The 18,682-nt window shown below is 64.4% G+C and carries 14 protein-coding genes and 1 pseudogene; 7 read left to right on the top strand and 8 right to left on the bottom strand.

Features of this window, described 5'->3' with window-relative positions; genetic code table 11:
• The first annotated feature begins 686 nt into the window (after positions 1-686).
• The gene (locus tag BRAS3843_RS23670) at positions 687-2,759 is read left to right on the top strand and encodes a M23 family metallopeptidase (RefSeq protein WP_008971602.1); all 2,073 of its coding nucleotides are present in this window, start codon (positions 687-689) and stop codon (positions 2,757-2,759) included.
• A 155-nt stretch (positions 2,760-2,914) separates the two neighbouring features.
• Here the strand turns inward: BRAS3843_RS23670 and clpB are convergent, their stop codons facing one another.
• The gene (clpB, locus tag BRAS3843_RS23665; protein WP_008971601.1) at positions 2,915-5,554 is read right to left on the bottom strand and encodes an ATP-dependent chaperone ClpB; all 2,640 of its coding nucleotides are present in this window, start codon (positions 5,552-5,554) and stop codon (positions 2,915-2,917) included.
• Between the two features lie 226 nt (positions 5,555-5,780).
• Here clpB and BRAS3843_RS23660 point away from each other — a divergent pair, with 226 nt between their 5' ends.
• Entirely contained in the window at positions 5,781-6,566 is a 786-nt protein-coding gene (locus BRAS3843_RS23660) for an MOSC domain-containing protein (protein ID WP_008971600.1), read from the top strand.
• Positions 6,567-6,736: 170 nt separating this feature from the next.
• On the opposite strand, the gene BRAS3843_RS23655 is transcribed toward BRAS3843_RS23660, so the two are convergent.
• Complete coding sequence (locus BRAS3843_RS23655) at positions 6,737-7,387, bottom strand: TIGR02594 family protein (protein WP_050886507.1); 651 nt, start codon at positions 7,385-7,387, stop codon at positions 6,737-6,739.
• Between the two features lie 257 nt (positions 7,388-7,644).
• Between BRAS3843_RS23655 and BRAS3843_RS23650 the strand changes: the two genes are divergently transcribed.
• Positions 7,645-8,508 carry an alpha/beta hydrolase gene (locus BRAS3843_RS23650; protein WP_008971598.1) on the top strand — a complete coding sequence of 288 codons (864 nt, stop codon included), beginning with the start codon at positions 7,645-7,647 and terminating at the stop codon, positions 8,506-8,508.
• 158 nt (positions 8,509-8,666) lie between these two features.
• Here the strand turns inward: BRAS3843_RS23650 and BRAS3843_RS39190 are convergent, their stop codons facing one another.
• Complete coding sequence (locus tag BRAS3843_RS39190; RefSeq protein WP_008971597.1) at positions 8,667-8,891, bottom strand: hypothetical protein; 225 nt, start codon at positions 8,889-8,891, stop codon at positions 8,667-8,669.
• A 229-nt stretch (positions 8,892-9,120) separates the two neighbouring features.
• Between BRAS3843_RS39190 and BRAS3843_RS23640 the strand changes: the two genes are divergently transcribed.
• Complete coding sequence (locus BRAS3843_RS23640) at positions 9,121-9,327, top strand: hypothetical protein (RefSeq protein WP_008971596.1); 207 nt, start codon at positions 9,121-9,123, stop codon at positions 9,325-9,327.
• 50 nt (positions 9,328-9,377) lie between these two features.
• Here the strand turns inward: BRAS3843_RS23640 and BRAS3843_RS23635 are convergent, their stop codons facing one another.
• From BRAS3843_RS23635 to BRAS3843_RS23625, 3 genes are read right to left on the bottom strand one after another with little or no spacing between them, the layout of a single operon-like run.
• A complete protein-coding gene (locus BRAS3843_RS23635) occupies positions 9,378-10,295 on the bottom strand; it encodes an FAD binding domain-containing protein (protein ID WP_008971595.1) in 918 nt (305 codons plus the stop codon).
• Positions 10,292-12,976 (bottom strand): molybdopterin-dependent oxidoreductase, encoded by a 2,685-nt coding sequence (locus tag BRAS3843_RS23630; protein ID WP_008971594.1) that lies wholly within the window; start codon positions 12,974-12,976, stop codon positions 10,292-10,294. Before BRAS3843_RS23630 ends, BRAS3843_RS23635 begins: the two co-directional genes overlap by 4 nt.
• Complete coding sequence (locus BRAS3843_RS23625; RefSeq protein WP_008971593.1) at positions 12,973-13,626, bottom strand: TetR/AcrR family transcriptional regulator; 654 nt, start codon at positions 13,624-13,626, stop codon at positions 12,973-12,975. Before BRAS3843_RS23625 ends, BRAS3843_RS23630 begins: the two co-directional genes overlap by 4 nt.
• A 553-nt stretch (positions 13,627-14,179) precedes the next feature.
• Here BRAS3843_RS23625 and BRAS3843_RS23620 point away from each other — a divergent pair.
• Together BRAS3843_RS23620 and BRAS3843_RS40900 are read left to right on the top strand one after the other, a co-directional pair.
• The gene (locus BRAS3843_RS23620) at positions 14,180-16,345 is read left to right on the top strand and encodes a 3-hydroxybutyrate oligomer hydrolase family protein (protein ID WP_008971592.1); all 2,166 of its coding nucleotides are present in this window, start codon (positions 14,180-14,182) and stop codon (positions 16,343-16,345) included.
• Positions 16,346-16,550: 205 nt separating this feature from the next.
• Positions 16,551-16,826, top strand: coding sequence for a hypothetical protein (locus BRAS3843_RS40900; protein ID WP_008971591.1), 276 nt, complete (start codon positions 16,551-16,553; stop codon positions 16,824-16,826).
• A gap of 302 nt (positions 16,827-17,128) precedes the next feature.
• Here the strand turns inward: BRAS3843_RS40900 and BRAS3843_RS23615 are convergent, their stop codons facing one another.
• Positions 17,129-17,548, bottom strand: coding sequence for a secondary thiamine-phosphate synthase enzyme YjbQ (locus BRAS3843_RS23615; RefSeq protein ID WP_008971590.1), 420 nt, complete (start codon positions 17,546-17,548; stop codon positions 17,129-17,131).
• Positions 17,549-17,737: 189 nt separating this feature from the next.
• On the opposite strand from BRAS3843_RS23615, the gene BRAS3843_RS23610 reads away from it, so the two are divergent.
• A complete protein-coding gene (locus tag BRAS3843_RS23610) occupies positions 17,738-18,268 on the top strand; it encodes a hypothetical protein (RefSeq protein ID WP_008971589.1) in 531 nt (176 codons plus the stop codon).
• Between the two features lie 106 nt (positions 18,269-18,374).
• On the opposite strand, the pseudogene BRAS3843_RS41915 reads toward BRAS3843_RS23610, so the two are convergent.
• A pseudogene (locus tag BRAS3843_RS41915) lies at positions 18,375-18,682 on the bottom strand (hypothetical protein); the annotation flags it as partial.

Genomic DNA, 18,682 nt, shown 5'->3' with positions numbered 1-18,682 from the left:
GAAATCAAGCCGAAGCTCAACCCCGAGACCCGCAAGGACTCCGCCGTCCACGTTTCTCTTTCTTCTTCTTCACTTGTCAAACAGCCCGGAGCCGCAACTCCAACCTCCGCGATGGGAGGGTCGCTCAACCTTTTTCGACGGCAATGAGCAACCGGGTTCTACCGGTTGTGCACCACTCATCAAAAGTGAGGAGCAGAACGGGCGCGAGTGCTTGCCTCGGTCAGTTCCGAAGCAGCGCCGCGCTCAGTGGTCGTGCTTATATGGGGGTCCGATCCGGGTGTCAACGGGCAATGTCAACAAATCGTCGCATCGAATCATTTTTTTGAGGCACTCTGTCCCTCGGCGTCTTTTGCCGGGGTCTCCCGACGGAGTGCCGCACTTGGGCCACAATCCTGCGACGATTTGTTAATACGTAGCTGAATCACCGGATCCGGTGGGGGACTGCCGGTGATCCATATCAAGGAAATGGCGAGCCCTTCGCCTGATCCTGTCGGCCGAGACAACATCGAGAGATCCTGCACAAGCGTCGTGGTTCGTGTTTCCGGCTTCCCGGCAGATTCCCGGACCCTCTGCAGCATGCCATCATCTTGAGCCGTTTCTGTTGAACGGTGTGGTGAGCGGGCGCTGCAGGTCATCGGAACAACGCAGGACGCTCGGTGCTGACGGTGAATTTGGGGGACGAGAGGTTGAACCATCGGACGTCACGCGGAGGGAATGGACGCGAGATCGGCATGATCGATCTCGGCCACGAACCCCCGCTTTCCGTCGATGGGTCCGAAGCCGCGGTCATCGACCGTCGCCGCGTCTCCGTGCAGTGGTTCAGCGGCACAATCCTGACCGGTCTATGCGGCGCCGCCCTGATCGGCGGCGCCGTTTTCGCCTCCCTTGACGGTGAACTGACCTTCGCGCGGATGCCCGAGCGGGTCGAGACCGCGCTGCGCGGCGCCTTCGGCGGTAACGACCACACTGTAACCTTGCGCAAGAGCGACCGGCTGCCGCCGCCGAGCGAAGCCTCCGCAGCCCGCAGCATGGTCCGCATCTCGACCGTGACCCGGGTCGGCGCCCGGGACGTGATCAAGGTCCGTCCCTTCGTCCGCGTCTCCGGCAATCTTGCGATGGCCACCAGCGAGCTCTCGGCCAAGATCCCGCCGTTCAATGCCCAGCGACTGTTGAGCGACGCCGATTCCAGCCCGAACGGAACCGCCGCGGATCCCAACAATCCGGAAGCCGTCGAGCCCGACGCCGAAGTTTCCTTCGTCACCAAGGATCTCGCTGCGGTTCTGCCCAAGGCCAAGATCGCAGCTGCCGTACCGTTCGACGAAATCGTCATGCGGGTCCGCGACACCGCCAATTGGCGCGGCAATGGCGGCGGCGTTCGTTATGCCGCGCTTGCCAACGCGGCTGCTGATGCGACCGCTGCCCAGACAGACTTCAAAGGTGACCTGAAACTAGCCTATGCCAATGACGGCAGCCTTCCGCCTGACCCCTATGCCGGCTTCGAGACACGCGTGGTTCCCGAGAACGTCACGCTGCTGCCGAAGACCAAGGAGCAGATCACCGGGGGCAATCCGATCGGCGAGCGGATTCACCTGGTCAAGAAGGGCGACACCGTTATGTCGATCCTGCGCGATCAGGGGGCGACGCCCGACGAGGCAAAGGCGATTGCGGCCACGCTCGGGCCCCGCGGCCGCGACGGCGGCCTGAAGGAAGGCGAGAAACTGCGGATCCTGATGGGGCCGTCAAGCACCGCGCCGGGGGCCCGGCTGCAGCCGTTCCGCGTCATCGTCGCCAACGACACGACAGTCGAAGCGGTCGCCGCGCTCTCCGATCTCGGCAGATACGTCGCCGTCGACGTGCAGAGCATGAACACGGTGACCGACACCGCCGACAACACCAATGACGAGGAGGACGACGGCTCCGGCGTCCGGCTCTACCAGAGCATCTACGAGACCGCGCTGCGCAACAAGGTGCCTACCCCTGTGATCGACGACATGATCCGGGTCTACTCCTACGACGTGGATTTCCAGCGCAAGGTCCAGCCCGGCGATTCCTTCGACGTGTTCTATGCCGGCGACGACGACGACAAGCCCGGCAACAACGACAAGACCGAGGTGCTGTTCGCCTCGCTCACCCTCGGCGGCGAGACCAAGAAATACTACCGCTTCCTGACCCCCGACGACAGCGTGGTCGACTATTACGACGAGACCGGCAAGAGCGCGAAAAAGTTCCTGGTGCGCAAGCCGGTCAACAGCGCGATCATGCGCTCCGGTTTCGGCGGCCGCCGCCACCCGATCCTGGGCTACGTGAAGATGCACACCGGCGTCGACTGGGCTACCGCCTACGGCACGCCGATCTTTGCCGCCGGCAATGGCGTGATCGAGACGGCAGGCCTCGAAGGCGGCTACGGCAAATATATCCGCATCAAGCACAACAACGGCTACGAGACCGCCTACGGCCACATGTCGGCGTTCGCCAAGGGCATGGAAGCCGGCAAGCGGGTCCGGCAAGGCCAGGTGATCGGCTTCGTCGGCTCGACCGGCCAATCCACCGGCCCCCACGTGCACTATGAAATCCTGGTCAATGGCCGCTTCGTCGATCCGCTGCGCGTGAAGCTGCCGCGCGGACGCTCGCTCGAAGGCCCGATCATGGCGAACTTCGAGAAGGAGCGGGACCGGATCGATCAGATGATGGCCGGCCGCAACGGCGCTTCCCGCCTGTCGGATGCCGGACCGTTGCAGATGCAGGTCACCAACCGCTGATTTCCAGTCTCGTCGGCATGCGGCAACGCCGGCGCCGAGACACGACCTCCAGCAACCCTATCTCCAGCAACCTATCGGCATGCGCAAACGGCCCTCGCCGCTGATGGCAGCGAGGGCCGTCGATCTTATGCGCGTGGACGCGTAACGTCGGTCGATCAGTTCAGCTTGCGCTTCGGGACCGGCGCCTCGAACTGCGCGATCTCCGCCGTCTGCGGCGCCTTGCCGTTGAAAGTCAGCACATTGCCTTCCGACGAGATCGCCACCTTGTCGCCGTCCTTGATCTCGCCGGCGAGGATCATCTCGGCCAGCGGATCCTGCAGATGGCGCTGAATCACCCGCTTCAGAGGACGGGCACCATAGGCCGGATCCCAGCCCTTGACCGCGAGCCAGTCGCGGGCCGCGCCGTCCAAGCTGAGCTCGATCTTGCGCTCCTCCAGAAGCTTCTGCAGGCGGGCGAACTGGATCTCGACGATCCGCCCCATCTCGCTCTTCTGCAGCCGGTGGAACAGGATGATCTCGTCGACCCGGTTCAGGAACTCGGGCCGGAAATGCGCCCGCACCGTCGCCATCACCTGGTCGCGCACCTCCGACGTATCCTCGCCCTCCGGCTGATTGACCAGGAACTCGGAGCCGAGATTGCTGGTCATGATGATCAGCGTGTTGCGGAAGTCGACGGTACGGCCCTGGCCATCGGTCAGGCGGCCGTCGTCGAGCACCTGCAGCAGCACGTTGAACACATCCGGATGCGCCTTCTCGATCTCGTCGAACAGAACGACCTGGTACGGCCTGCGCCGCACCGCCTCCGTCAGCGCCCCGCCCTCGTCGTAGCCGACATAGCCGGGAGGCGCGCCGATCAGCCGCGACACCGAATGCTTCTCCATATATTCGGACATGTCGAGGCGAACCATCGCAGTCTCGTCATTGAACAGGTATTCGGCGAGCGCCTTGGTCAGCTCGGTCTTGCCGACGCCGGTGGGACCCAGGAACATGAACGAGCCGATCGGCCGGTTCGGGTCCTGCAGGCCCGCACGCGAGCGCCGCACCGCAGTCGCGACCGCACGCACGGCTTCGGCCTGGCCGACGACGCGCTTGCCGAGACTCTCCTCCATCTTGAGGAGCTTCTCCTTCTCGCCCTCCAGCATCTTGTCGACGGGAACGCCGGTCCAGCGCGAGACCACCTGCGCGATGTGATTGGCGGTGACCGCCTCCTCCATCATCTCGCCGGCATTCTCCTTGGCCTCGATATCGGCCAGCCGCTTCTCCAGCTCCGGGATCCGGCCATAGGCCAGCTCGCCCGCCTTCTGGTACTCGCCGCGGCGCTGGGCATTGGCGAGTTCGATGCGCAAGGCATCCAGTTCGCTCTTCAGCTTCTGCGCGTTCGACAGCTTGTCCTTTTCTGCGCTCCATTTCGTGGTCAGCGCCGCCGACCTCTCCTCGAGCTCTGCGAGCTCCTTCTCCAGCGCCTGAAGCCGCGTCTTGGAGCCGATATCGCTCTCCTTCTTCAAGGCCTCCTGCTCGATCTTGAGCCGGATGATCTCGCGATCCAGCGAATCCAGCTCCTCGGGCTTCGAGTCGACCTGCATCTTCAGCCGCGCCGCCGCCTCGTCCATCAGGTCGATGGCCTTGTCGGGCAGGAAGCGGTCGGTGATATAGCGGTTCGACAGCGTCGCCGACGCCACAAGCGCGGAATCGGTGATCCGCACGCCGTGATGCTGCTCGTATTTGTCCTTCAACCCGCGCAAAATCGAGATGGTGTCCTCGACCGAGGGCTCAGTGACGAAGATCGGCTGGAAGCGCCGCGCCAGCGCGGCGTCCTTCTCGACATGCTTCTGATATTCGTCGAGCGTGGTGGCGCCGATGCAGTGCAGTTCGCCGCGCGCCAGCGCCGGCTTCAACAGGTTGGAGGCGTCCATCGCGCCGTCGGCCTTGCCGGCGCCGATCAGCGTGTGCATCTCGTCGATGAACAGGATGAAGCTGCCCTCGGCCGCAGTGACTTCCTGCAGCACCGCCTTCAGCCGCTCCTCGAACTCGCCGCGATATTTCGCCCCCGCGATCAGCGCGCCAAGGTCGAGCGCCAAGAGCCGCTTGTCCTTGAGGCTCTCCGGCACGTCGCCATTGATGATGCGCAGCGCCAGGCCCTCGACGATGGCGGTCTTGCCGACGCCGGGCTCGCCGATCAACACCGGATTGTTCTTGGTGCGGCGGGACAGCACCTGGATGGTGCGGCGTATCTCCTCGTCGCGGCCGATCACCGGGTCGAGCTTGCCGTCGCGCGCAGCCTGGGTCAGGTCGCGAGCATATTTCTTCAGCGCGTCATAGGCGTTCTCGGCGGTCGCGGAATCGGCGGTGCGGCCCTTGCGCAAGCTTTCGATCGCCGCGTTCAGGTTCTGCGCGGTCACGCCGCCTTTGTTGAGGATGCCGCCGGCCTCTCCGTTCTTCTCCAGCGTCAGTCCCAGCAGCAGCCGCTCGACGGTGACGAAGCTGTCGCCGGCCTTCTCGGCCGCCTTCTCCGCCGCGTCAAAGGCGCGCGCCAGTTCGGGCGACAGATAGACCTGCCCGGCGCCGCTGCCCGACACTTTCGGCAGCTTGTTCAGCGCATCCTCCGTTGCCTTCAGGATCGCGCGCGAATTGCCGCCGGCGCGGTCGATCAGGCCGGACGCGAGACCTTCATTGTCGTCCAGCAGGACCTTGAGAAGGTGGAGCGGCGAGAATTGCTGATGGCCATCGCGCATGGCCAGCGACTGCGCCGATTGAATGAAGCCCCGTGCGCGCTCGGTATATTTTTCGATGTTCATGACTATCCCTCAGCCTGCCGTTCACGCCCCGAAGGCACGCTTTTGGCATCTTCATTGGGTTTCCGCCCGGCGATGTTGATGTCCGTCAACGTCGCAAGCGGCCGCGTCGCCGATCGTTTCCATCGGCTTGACGGAAATGTGGGAAGCGCGGCCTTGAATCGGAAGAGGGAGCTTCACAAATTCGTGTCCGCTGGCACCGGCGCCCGGAATCTCTTAATGAAAGCTGATGTCAGCACATCCGTCAGCCGTGATCGCCGGCCTCTACCGCTACCCAGTCAAGGGCCTCACCCCGGAGCCATTGCAGCGGGTCCCCTTGCGCGTCGGCCAGACCCTACCTGCCGACCGCCGCTACGCCATCGAGAACGGGCCTTCCGGCTTCGATCCAGAGGCGCCCGTCTGGCGGCCCAAGACGGCCTATCTGATGCTGATGCGCAATGAGCGTCTCGCCGGGTTCCAAACCCGGTTCGACGACGCGACAAATGTCCTCACCATCAGCCGCGACGGCGCGGTCGTCGCCAAAGGCGATCTCGAAAGCGCCCAGGGCCGCGCCGACATCGAGGGCTTCTTCGCAAGCCACTTCGCAGACGAGTTGCGCGGGCCGCCGAAATTGCTGTCTGGCGGCGGCTACAATTTTACTGATCTGGCGCGGAAGGTGGTCTCGATCATCAATCTCGCATCCGTTGCCGAGATCGAAAAGCTGGTGGGCGCAGCCGTGCACCCGCTGCGCTTCCGGGCCAATATCTACGTGACAGGCTGGCCGGCCTGGCACGAGGTCGCGCTGCTCGGTGAAACACTGCGGATCGAATCGGCGCGGCTCAAGGTCGTGAAGACGACGACCCGCTGCGCCGCGATCAACGTCGATCCCGACACCGCCGCCCGCGATCTCGACATTCCGCCCGCACTCATGCGCCATCGCGGCAACAATGAATGCGGCATCTATGCCGAAGTGATCGAAGCGGGCGACATCGCGATCGGCGATGCGCTCGCGGCCGAGCAGCCGAGCCTGGTGTAAGGCAGCTATTGCGCAGTCACCGATCGTGATCTCCGCCGTCATTCCGCAGCGGCCGCGCTAGCGGCTGGACCTGGAATCCATCGTGCCGGGAATCATGAGGCAAAATGGATTCCGAGCTCGCCGCGAGGCGGCGCCCCGGAATGACAGCTGGAGAGAACCCGAAGCGATTATCAGTTCGGCATCACGTAGGCATAGACCCGGCCGCGTGACACCGGCGCCTCTCGCACCCGGTGGCCGCTGTTGCCCGAGATCAGGATTGGATTGCCCTGCGCATCGATGCCGGAAACGACGCCGACATGGCCGCCGCCGTGGCGGCTCATCACCGCGATCGCGCCGACCTGTGGGCCCGAGACGCGATGGCCGTAGCTCGCAAAGGAACGTGCCAGATCCGAGCCGGTGCCGTGATGGCCGGTGCGCTCCAGCACCATGTTCATGAAGCGCGCGCACCACAGGCTCGCGCGGCTGGTCGGATTGGTGCCAAGATAACGGCGCGCCTCCGCCACCACGCTGCTATCGCCGAAGCCGCTCGACATGCCCGCGCCGGAGGAGGCCGTGCCAGGCATCATCAGGTTGGCTTGGGCGTTGTCCAGCCCTCGTACTTCGAGCCGAGCTACACGGCGATCCCAGCGCGAGACGCGGGCATATGATCTGACGTGACGGATATGACGCCGCGCGTAGTGGCCTCCATGGCTGCGATGGGCGTGATGCCCCGAGCCGTGATGAGAACGGGCCGAAGCCGGCGTAGCGACAGCAGCGAGCGTAGCGGAACACAAAGCCAGCGCTGCGATGTGAAGCGACCGGCGAACGATAGACACAACCATACTCAATCCTTTTCTTGTCCCCCTGGCAGCCTGACTTGACACCCCCTGTTCTCTGGCCGGCCCCCGTGTGCGCAGCCAGCAGCGGCGGTCCGTTAAAAGGCCCGGTGTGACCAAAACATGACGACGTCAGACGCCACGCCGGCACTGCGAAGGAGATTCCGGGCAGATTCCATGTCCAGCAACAACGGAATCTTCCCGCATTGCTGCCCGAAGCATGAACTGCGATGCTGAGGGCACCAATGAGAAGGAACCCGACAATGCCCCACGCGACGGCGAAGGATGGTGTGCGTCTCTATTTCGAAGAGGCCGGCAGCGGAACGCCGATCCTGTTCCTGCATGAGTTCGCGGCCGACTACACCAATTGGGAACCGCAGCTGCGTTACTTCTCGCGTGCGCATCGCTGCATCGCCTATTCGGCGCGCGGCTATGCGCCGTCGGAGATCCCGCCCTCACCCGACGTTTACACGTATGAACATTTCTACACCGACGCGCTGGCCGTGCTCGATCATCTCGAGATCGAGAAGGCGCATCTCGTCGGCCTCTCGATGGGCTCGTATTCGTCGCTGCAGGTCGCGTTGCACGCGCCGCAACGGCTGCATTCGATGACGCTGGCTGGTGTTGGCTCCGGCTCCAGCCTGGAGCATCTCGATGACTTCCGCGCGCAGTGCCGCGCCACGGCCGAGCAGTTCGAGACCTTGGGCTCTGTCGAGGTGGCAAAGATCACGCGCGAGGCGCCGGGCCGGATTCCGTTTCTGGTGAAGGACTCACGAGGTCACGCCGATTTCTATGCCGCGCTGGCGCGCCACGATGCTCGCGGATCGGCCAATACGATGCGCGGCTTCCAGGCTGGCCGTCCCTCGATCTACACGATGGCCGAGGCAATCAGGAAAGTGACCACGCCGGCACTGATCATCTGTGGCGACGAGGACGACGCCTGCATCGCACCGAGCCTGTTTTTGAAGACGCATCTCGCCGCGTCGGGTCTCAGCTTCTTCCCGAAGTCCGGCCACGTCCTGAACCTGGAGGAGCCTGCCCTGTTCAACGAAACGGTCGAGCGCTTCATCGCCATCGTCGAGGCTGGCCGTTGGCATCCGCGCGATCCGCGGTCGGTCATGACATAGAGCGTGATCCGGAAAAGTGCGAAGCGGTTTTCCCTCGTGACAAACGCGGACGCGTTTGCCCGGAGACCACGCTCAATCCAAGGCCTGGAGCGCGAGGGTGGTTCGTCCCAATCCCATCGCGCTCTAGGCGCCATACCGCGTCTACGTCCTAAGCTGCGTCACACTGAGAGCTGCAGCTGCCTCACCGTGAGAGCCGCGATCTCCTGCGGATCGCGCGTGCCATCCAACCCGATCTCGATGACCTTGCGCGCGACGATCTCGCATACCGGATCGTTACGGTCGACCAGGTGCAACGTTTTGAGCGCGAGGCAGAACGCCTGTTTCAGCCTTTCGGAATCTGGCGGTCCTATCGCGCGCCTCGTGAGCAGGCGGTCTATAGGCATTGTCCGGCCTTGGCGGCGCTGAGAACTCACGACGCCAGGCGTCTGGCGCCGATCTCAGCGAGCCTGCGCGCCGGAAGACATAAAATCAACTAAACAATAGCCAGTCCAATGCAATAACAGCGACTTCGGCGCTCCTGGCGGATTGTCCACTAACCCATGTAAATGCGATTCGCGAGCTTAGTTAGTAACTGACGCACATTGCGCCTTTTTCCGATTAGGATTGACGCCGATGGGGCAGCTTAATCGAGCCGAGCGCCTCCAAATCATGCTGTCTGCGCAGGAGCTGCGGGCGATCGATACTTGGCGTTTCATGAAGCGGATGCCGAGCAGAGCGTCGGCAATCCGGGAGTTGCTGAAGCGCGGCCTCGCCGCCGAAGGATTTTTGGAGGCGGAGGAAAGGCAGAAGTCCAAGGACTTCTCAGTCCTCTCGGATTGAGCCAATTCGCGAGGTCCAGCCGTCAGACCTAGGGTGCAGTCAAGCGCCGGCTAAACCGCGAGCTGCTCCAAGAGATCACGCACCAGGCCTTCGAGCAGATCCAACTTGTAGGCGGTCATCGGCAGCGGCGTCGCGCCCGACACGGCCTGTCGGGCGGCGTCCGCGATCACAGCCGCGTCCACCGCCCTGCCCTGCAGCGCGGCTTCGCAAGCAGCGAGGCGCAGCGGCACAGGCGCGATGCCGCCAGCGGCAAGGCGCACCAGCTGGAATGTACCGTCGGCGATCACCGCCCGCGCGCAGAGCTCGACCAGTGGCCATTCGGCGTGAGCACGGCCGATCGCGCGCTTGTAGGCGGCGCGCTCCCCGGGAAGCGGGGGCGGCAAGACGATCCTGATGATCATCTCTCCCGGCGCGAGCGCGTGGTCGCGTCGCCCATCGGAGCCGTCGCCGAGCAGCGCAGTGATGGTCAAGGCGTCGCGCTGGTTGGTCATGACGCGGGCATCATAGGCCAGCAGCGCGGCTGCCAAGGTCGAGGGATGCGGTGCGACGCAGCCGCCAAGATCGAAGGCAACGCCGTAGAGATGATTGCCAGTCCGCGCGGGACAGGCGTCGCCGCCTTTCTTCAAGCAGTCGATATGCGGATTGCGGAAATACCAGCACCGTGAACGCTGGGCGAGGTTGCCGCCGATGGTCGCAAGATGCCGCACCTGCGGCGTGGCGAGACCTTGCGCACTCGCCGCAAGTCCAGGATAGCCAGCCGCGAGGCGCGCGTCCGCCGCGACCACGGCAATCGTCGTCAGCGCGCCAATGCTGGCCGCACCATTGGCGTCCCAGGATATCCCGCTTTCGCCCGACCGGGTGATATCGATCAACGGTCCCTTGGAGACGCCGCTCCGGCGGCGTTCGGAAAGATCAGTGCCGGCCGCGCGGAATTCCGCCTCCGGCATCATCACGGGTGCGATGCTCATGCGGCCGTCCTCCGTTTCAGCGCTGCGACCAGCCGATCCGGCCTGAATGGCATTTCGGTCAGGCGAATTCCGGTCGCGTTGCAGATGGCGTTCGCGATCGCGGGCGAGGTGGGAACGGTCGCGACCTCGCCGATGCCGACACTTCCGCCGGGCACATGATCGAAGCCGGCCTCGTCGAAATGCACGTCGAGCCGCGGCATGTCGGCGATGCCCGGGATGCGGTAGTCTTCCATGCCTGCGGTGAGCACATGTCCCGTCACAGGATCGACTTCACGCGCCTCATAGAGCGCGTAGCCGATGCCCTGGATCAATGCGCCGGCCGCCTGGCTGCGCGCCAGCGCAGGTGCCGCCAGCCTGCCAATCGCAAGGCCGGTGTGGGCGTTGAGCACGCGCACCTTGCCGAGCCAGGTGTCGACCTCGACCTCGATCACCTGCACCGAGCTCGGTACGCCGGCGCCGACCTCTATATGGTTGAGGATGCGAAACACCCAGCCGAACACCAAGCCCATGAAGCCGGCCTCGCGGAGCGCCGGTCGCACGCCGGGCAGCGGCTTGCCGTCGGCTTGACGCTTCGCCGACACGACGAGGTCCGGGGACGCCGCGATCAGGTCGCGCCACGGCGCATTGGAGCCTGGCAATGGCAGCCGCACCGCGCTCCGCTGAACCTGAGTCTTCAACTTCTCGATCGCGAGGAGGGTCGGCGGCACGATCGAAGCGGTGACGCGGCTGCCGCCCGATCCCGGCCCTTGCGGCAGGTTCGATTGTCCGATGCGGACGTCAATGTCCTGCGGCTCCAGATCGAATGCCCTTGCAACCGTGTTCGCGATCACGCTGCGGGTGCCAGTGCCGATGTCCTGCACCGCGCAGCTTGCGACGATGCGGCCGCCCTTGATCGCGAGCTCGACCGAAGAGCCGTGCCCCCACAGATAGAGCCAGTAGCCGGTCGCCATGCCGACGCCGCGCCGGTAGCGGCCATTCTGCGACGACGCCGGCTTGCGGTTGCGCCAGACCTCGAGGCCAGCCGCCCAATCATAGAGCCGCTGGCGGTTGGGATCGTGATCCCAGCGCTGGCGCAGCACAATCGGATCGATGTTCATTCGCAGCGCGGCCTCGTCGATGGCCTGCTCCAGCGCAAACGCCATCGGCGGCCCGCCGGGGCCGCGGAATGGCGCGCCCGGCGGCAGGTTGCTGAGCACGTCGAAGTCGATGAGATCCTTGGCTTGGGCCGGGTAGATCAGGCGCGCCAGTCCGGCGATCAACGAGTTCACGCCGGTGCCGGTGTCAGCATGGGCGGTCAGCGACAGCGCCTGGAGCGATCCGTCTGGCGACGGCAGCAGCGAGATCTGCAACTCCGCAGCCGGGCGATAGCCGGTCACGGACAGCTCTTCCTCCCGGTCGAAGGCGACCCGCACCGGGGCCTTGGCGGCGCGCGCGAGCTCGATCGCGGCGATGGTCTCCATGCCGAGGCTGCCCTTGGAGCCGAAGCCGCCGCCGACGTGATCGGCGATCACGCGCACCTTGTCGCGGGGCAGATTGTAGCGCTTGGCGATCTTCTCCATCATGTCATGGACGGCTTGCGTCGACATATGCACGGTGAGTTGCTCGCCGTCGAACCGCGCCACCGCCGCATGCGGCTCGAGGCACGCGTGCTGCTGCGTCGGCACCCGAAAGGTCTGCTCGACGAGGAGAGGATTGCCGCCGGCCTTTGCCTCAGCGAGCCAGCCTTTCGCCCGTTTGCCGCTTTGCGAGAACACCGCCGAAGGTCCGCGGAGGTTTCCGTTCCACGAAGCCGGGCCGCCGCCCCCCTCGGCCAGGTTGTGCGCGCGTTTGCGGTCCTTCTTTTCGAACACCACCGGCGCATCCTCGCGCCGCGCAGCATCGAGCCCGATCACCGCCGGCAGCGCCTCGCAGTCGAACGTGATGGCGGCGATCGCCTTCAACGCAACGTGACGATCCTTGGCGGCGACCGCCGCGATCGGCGCACCGACGAAGCGAACCACCTGGTCATCGGCAAGCAGCGACACGACCGCGGCAACACTGGCTATAGCGCGCGCCGGCGCAAGGTCGAGGCCGCTGATCCTGGCGTGCGCGACGGCTGAGCGCAGGATGACACCTTCGAGCTGTCCATCATGGTGAATGTCGACCGTGTAGCGCGCCAGGCCCGTCACCTTGTCGCGGGCTTCGATGCGCGGGGCGACGGGATCGGCGCCATCGAACCGCCCGGCACACGCATCCGCGACGGCGCGATAGATTCCTTCATAGGCGCCGCAGCGGCAGAGATGTCCCGACAGCGCTGCCGCGATCTCCTCGCGGGTCGGCACTGCCGTGCTGCGGGCTGCGCGCCATTTGTCATGAAAGGCGGCCGCCTCCACCACGAATCCCGGTGTGCAGAAGCCGCATTGAAGCGCATCATGTGCCATGAACGCGCGCTGGATCGGGTGCAGCTCGGCGCCGGCCAGTCCCTCGATCGTCGTCACCGTTTTGCCCGCAGCAGCGCTGGCCGGCAGCAGGCAGCTCACCACCGGCTCGCCGTCAAGCAGCACGGTGCAGGCGCCGCACACGCCGGAGCCGCAGACGAGCTTGGTGCCGGTCAGATTGCGATCGCGGATCACGTCGACCAGGAGCGCATCCTGATCGTCCGGGAGGGATTCGGCGCGGCCGTTGATGGTCACCGTGCTCATGTCCGGTCTCCTGTCTTGCGCTGGGATTTTCTTGCACGCGGCATCGCGGGCGGCGCGAGCGCGCCGGCAACCAGCATCCGCAGCATCACGGCGAGCTGCTTCAGGAACGCGTCGGCCGGCTGCATCGTGGGATATGCGGATTTGGTGCCGTGGATCGCCATCTCGACGCAGCGCGCCAGCTCGTCAACCGTTACGCCATTCGCCAGCTTCAGCTTCCGTGCGGTACAGACGCGCGCGATCGTCGCAGCGATCTCATCCCGGAAACGCGCAGCGTAAGCCTGGTAGAGGTCGCGCGCCTGCGCCAGATGCTCCGAAAGCAGTTCCTCCAGATGCGGCGAGCCCTGCAGCTCGGATGACAACACGCCGAGGCGGCCAGCGATCTCGGCGAGGATGATTTCGGCGAGGTCGCGCCCTGCATCGTCCGCTGCCCTTGCCGCCGCGGCCTCGGCCACGAGCGCCCGCTGATAGAGCCGCTCGATCGCGCCGCGAAACAGCGCCTCCTTCGAGGGAAAATGGTGATACAGCGCCTGCCGCGTCAGGCCAGCTTCCTCGGCGGTCTGCTCGATCGAGGAGCGGCGAAAGCCATGCCGCCGGAACACGCGCATGGCGGCATCGAGAATACGGTCGTGGGGCAGTTCCCTGGTTTGCATCTTGTCGAATTTGACAAAGATAGCAAAACTGTCAAATCACGGATTGATGATGGGGGCGACCGAGGGTCGCGGAAAAGAGATCAGTCCAACTGTCCCCCCTTGGCGATATCAGGCCGCGAACCCGGAAGCTCGGACTGCGTGCCGAGGGCGACGCCGGTCTCGCGACCCGGTGATCAGCAACTGCAAAAGCCAGGAGGCGCGTCAGCTATCAGCGCCGATGGTGGACTTTGACGGCGATGCGGAACGGCATGGCGGTTCGCCGGGACGACTTAGTGAGCCAAACATCGTCACATCAGGGACTGCGGGTCCGGCGCAGTCGTGAGGCTCAACCGCAGCTCAGTGAAGAAGAACGCTCCTCGACGGGAGCGTCTTCCGGGCACGAGGGCCAACGCAAATTCACGCGATGCTCTTAGCGACAGAAGCGCCGGGCTGATATCGCTGTTCGCGATATCCATAACGCCTGTCTATCGCTGCAATCAAATCATTTCAATTGCACGATGCGGGAGGCCGGGCTCAATTGTGGGCAACCAACGGCAAGATCCCGGGAGAGGAAATGCATCGGTCAGCGCTGCGGCGCGTCGCCATCATTGGCGACAGGGCTTACGACTGTCGTCACCCAGTGAATTTCGCAACCGATGCGTTGCTCGCCGATGTCCTGGCGATCGCGGCGTTCGACACCGTGACGCGCTTGGCCGTCTCCGGGGGGCGTTTGACCATGATGAAGACCTACTGTGTCGGATCGCTCGCTTTGCTCTTGAGCGGCGGAGCCTATGCCGGTCAGCCAGCTCCGGCCTGGCTGCATGAACAGCAGGTCGCTCACTACGACGGCAAGACCGACGACCTGGTGACGGCGGGCCTCGGTGCTGAAGCCATGACGGGCGCGCCGCCAAGCTTCGCGGACGCCCTGCACCCGACCGCGCAGGAACTGCGCCGCGCCGCGATCTTCTTCCGCGCCAGCAAGGGACAGGGCTATGGTCGGCTGTTCGGACCCAATGTCGATCAGGAGACCGGCAAGCTCCTCGATGACGGCGGCAAGATCGCAGGTGACGAGATTCTTGCCTTCGCCGATGATCGTGATGGCAAGCAGAACGTCGCGATGCTGCTGCAGATTCCCGAAAACCTCGCGACCGACCGGCGCTGCCTGATCGCCATTCCCGTCAACGGCTCCTCCAGCCTGTTTCGCGACGTCGTCGACTTCGGCTATTGGGGCCTGCGGCATCGCTGTGCCGTGGTCTACAACGACAAGGGCCACGGCAACGGCTTCCATCTCCTGGAGACCGATTCCGTCAACCTGATCGACGGCCGGCAGGTGCCGGCGCCGGACGCCGGATCAGGCGCGCATTTTCGCGCCGATCTCGACGACCCGGCGCGTTCATCATTCCTGGCGGCATGGCCGCATCGCGTCGCCTTCAAGGCCGCCCATTCGAAGCAGAACCCGGAGAAGGATTGGGGCACCGATCTGCTGCGATCCGTGGAGTTCGCGTTCTTCGAACTGGCGAAGCGCGATCCCGGCTTCATCCGCGAGAACACCATCGTCATCGCCACCGGAAGCTCGAACGGCGGCGGTGCCGTGCTCTATGGCGCGGAAAAGGACGAGCAGCATCTGCTGGACGGCGTGGTCGCGCGCGAGCCGCAGGTCCAGCTCAAGCCGGATGACAGGGTGGTCGTGACGCGCGGGTCGACGGAGCGCCGCGGCACGGGACGCACCCTGCTCGATTACTTCAGCTTCGGAAACCTCTATCAGCCCTGCGCGGTGCTGGCGGTGCCCGATATCCCACTGAAGGACCGCGTTCCCTACGCCGCCAACCGATGCCAATCGCTGCATGACAAAGGCCTGCTGACGGCGACGACATTGGATGGCCAGGCGCAAGAAGCGCTCGACCGGATGCACGCGTACGGCTGGAATGGCGAGACCGACGTCGGCCACGCCTTCGGCTATTTCGTCGCGCCGGATGCCACTGCGACCAAATACGTCAACGATCACGGCCGCTTCGACGTCCGCGACCGTGTCTGCGGCTACAGCTACGCCGCAACCGATGCCGACGGGCGGCTGGTCGCGGTCCCACCCGCCCTCGCCGCGACGATCTTTTCGGTGGCTCCGGGAGGCGCGCCGGCCGGCGCGATCGACGTGATCAACGACAACGATCCGACTGGCCCCAGGCGCAGCTGGCTGTCGGTATCGCCGAGCACGGGCCGGCAGGACTTCGACCTCGATGGTGCCGTCTGCATTCGTGATCTCGTGACCGGCAGCTCGCCGGATGCAAAGCGCGTCAAGGCCGGCATCGATGAGTTCCTCGCATCGGGACATCTGCATGGACTGCCGACGATCATCGTCCATGGCCGCAGCGACGATCGCGTTCCCGCCGGCTTTTCCTCGCGCCCCTATCTAGGCTTGAACAGCCTCATTGACGGCGACAATTCGAACCTGCGCTATATCGAGGTCACGAACGCCGAGCATTTCGGCACCGACCTGCCCGGCTTCGACACCCGAATGATCCCGCTGACGCTCTATCACCTTCGCGCCCTCGATCAGATGTGGGCACATCTGACCAGCAAGGCAGCACTGCCACCGAGCCAGATCGTCAGGACGACGCCGCGCGGTGGCGAGCCCGGCAAGGCTCCTCCGCTTCAATCCTCGAATGTGCCGTCGATCTCGGCGAGCCCATCCGAGGCCGACAAGATCAGCGTGGAAAAAGGGCGCGTGCGGATGCCCGATTGAGTCGGACGCTTGAGTGCATCCGGCTTCGGAGTGTGGCGTCTGATGTCTGCAATCCTCCTGACCGCGGCGGCGAACACCGCCCGAACCGGTCGACATCCGCTGCGGCCATCGACGGCGCTACGAGAGATCCGCCTTCACTGTTGCGTGATGTGGCGCATACCCAGCTAGGCGTCGGGGTTCATTGTCCAAACGAGGGAGGCGAAAAGTGAAGACAGCGATAACAACGCTTTCTGCCGCCATGTTCATCGCCGCCGCTCCGGCCGGGCTTGCAAGCAAAGCACCGCACCAGCACCATCAGGCGTCCAGGAAGCATCCGCCGAATATCTCCGGCTACGCCGCGTGGCCCGGTATGCACCCCAACGGCACGATGACGGGCTATCCCGGAGCCTCCGGCTATGCGCCCAGCGCACCCAAAGATTATACGACCGATAGTTCCAGAAATGCTGGCGGCGGCGGGGGTGGTGGTGGTTCTGGCATGTGAGTCGCACGAAAGCTCGCATCGCGGGTGACTAAAGCCCGCTTCTTCTGCGAGAGCCGTTCTATCACCATCCATGACGGACTTCGGCTCGACTCCTCATATCGTGGAGGCTGCTAAGGCGAGAGCAACTGAGCGATCCGGAGATGACCCCGGTCCGAAAACATCGCCGACGAGGCCACTGCGGAATGGCGAACTTCGGTTCGGGACACCGGCTTTCGAGGAGCAAGACGCGTGATCCGCCGCCGACTGGTCGGGTTGCACGAGGCCACAGCGCTCCTATCCGCGGAAGAGCGCGCGCCGGTACGCTATTCCCCGATGATCTTGATCAGCACGCGCTTGCGGCGGCCGCCGTCGAACTCGCCGTAGAAGATCTGCTCCCACGGACCGAAATCGAGCTTGCCGTCCGTGATGGCGACGACGACCTCGCGGCCCATGATCTGGCGCTTCATGTGAGCGTCGGCATTATCTTCGCCGGTCCGGTTGTGCCGATAGCCCGATACAGGCTCATGCGGCGCCAGCTTCTCGAGCCAGAGCTCATAATCGGCGTGCAAGCCGCTCTCATCGTCGTTGATGAAGACCGACGCCGTGATGTGCATGGCGTTGACGAGCACGAGACCTTCCCGCACACGGCTCTCCTTCAGCGCCGCCTCGACCTCGGGCGTGATGTTGATGAAGCCGCGCCGGCCGGGAATGTCGAACCAGAGCTCCTTGCGGTAGGATTTCATGGGGCGTCGCTCCAACTTCATTTATATGGCTCAATCTACAGGACGATCGTGACGGCACGGAAGACCCCTCGTAGTTCGCCACTCTGATGCAACCATGATGGGATAGCCGGCAACGGCCGTGCACGAGGAAGCGTCAAGGCGATCGCAGCAGAGCATGTCTTGAACGATGTAGGGAAGGTGGAGGACGGCGTGGGCTTCAAGATTTCGTGGATTGGATTTGACGGCACAGGAAAGCCCGCCGCGCTGGCCAGGCTCGGACTCGTCGATACTGGCGAGCCGGATGAAGCCAATGAAGCTCCGTTCTCCGGAGCGGAAATTCCGGGCAATTGGTTCATCCTGTTCGCCAACGATTTCGGTTTCGTTTCGCATGAACGTCTTGCCGAGCTGTCCGGCGATTGTCGTGTCGTCGCTTGCCAGGTTCATGAGGGGATCATGGTCAGCGCCTCGTACGGCTATGAGAATGGACGTCGTTTGTGGGAGTTGGTGCACGACGCGCAAGAGAGCATCGACCATCTTTCGGTCCTCGGCTCCCCGCCACCGTCGTTTGAATCAATTCGTCACCGGGAACTGCAAAAGCAAAGAACCGCGAGCGGCGTCGATTACATCTTCGACATCCCGCTCGAGGTCGCCGTGGACCTCTGCAGCTATCGACACGATCAATGGAGATTCGACTGGGGCGAGCCGCGGTTTACCAAGCTCGTCCGGCCGGCCGCGAGATGACCGCCCGCTGACTTTCCACGACGGGCAATTCCGGCATGGGCGCCATGTCGAGATTGCCCGTCGTGCCACTCTGTCGCAGCCCTGTGCGCTTGTGCCGTCGGGCAAATCAGGAGCACTTTTCCGCCCGTCCCGCGCTCGATAAGAGGGGCGTACGCGTCGTCACGATACGTTGAGCGCGGGATGCGGTGGACGCGTCGGTGTTGCAGCACGCCTTGAGCGCGCGGACGAACGATACTGGCGCGGACGTGAAATCGTGTGGTCCTGGCACCCCGACGCTGGTGTCAAGTTTGCGATGATGCTGCTCGACATCGCTTTCGCGATGCGAGGGCATCGCGCGGATGACGGTGGCCAACAAGCCCGGTGCACCGAGGAGAGCACGTATAAGCGCTAAAACCATCGCGCAGGGAAGGCCGG

The organism is Bradyrhizobium sp. STM 3843, assembly GCF_000239815.1.
Classification (GTDB): Bacteria; Pseudomonadota; Alphaproteobacteria; order Rhizobiales; family Xanthobacteraceae; genus Bradyrhizobium.
This window is presented reverse-complemented; position numbering and strand designations above follow the sequence as displayed.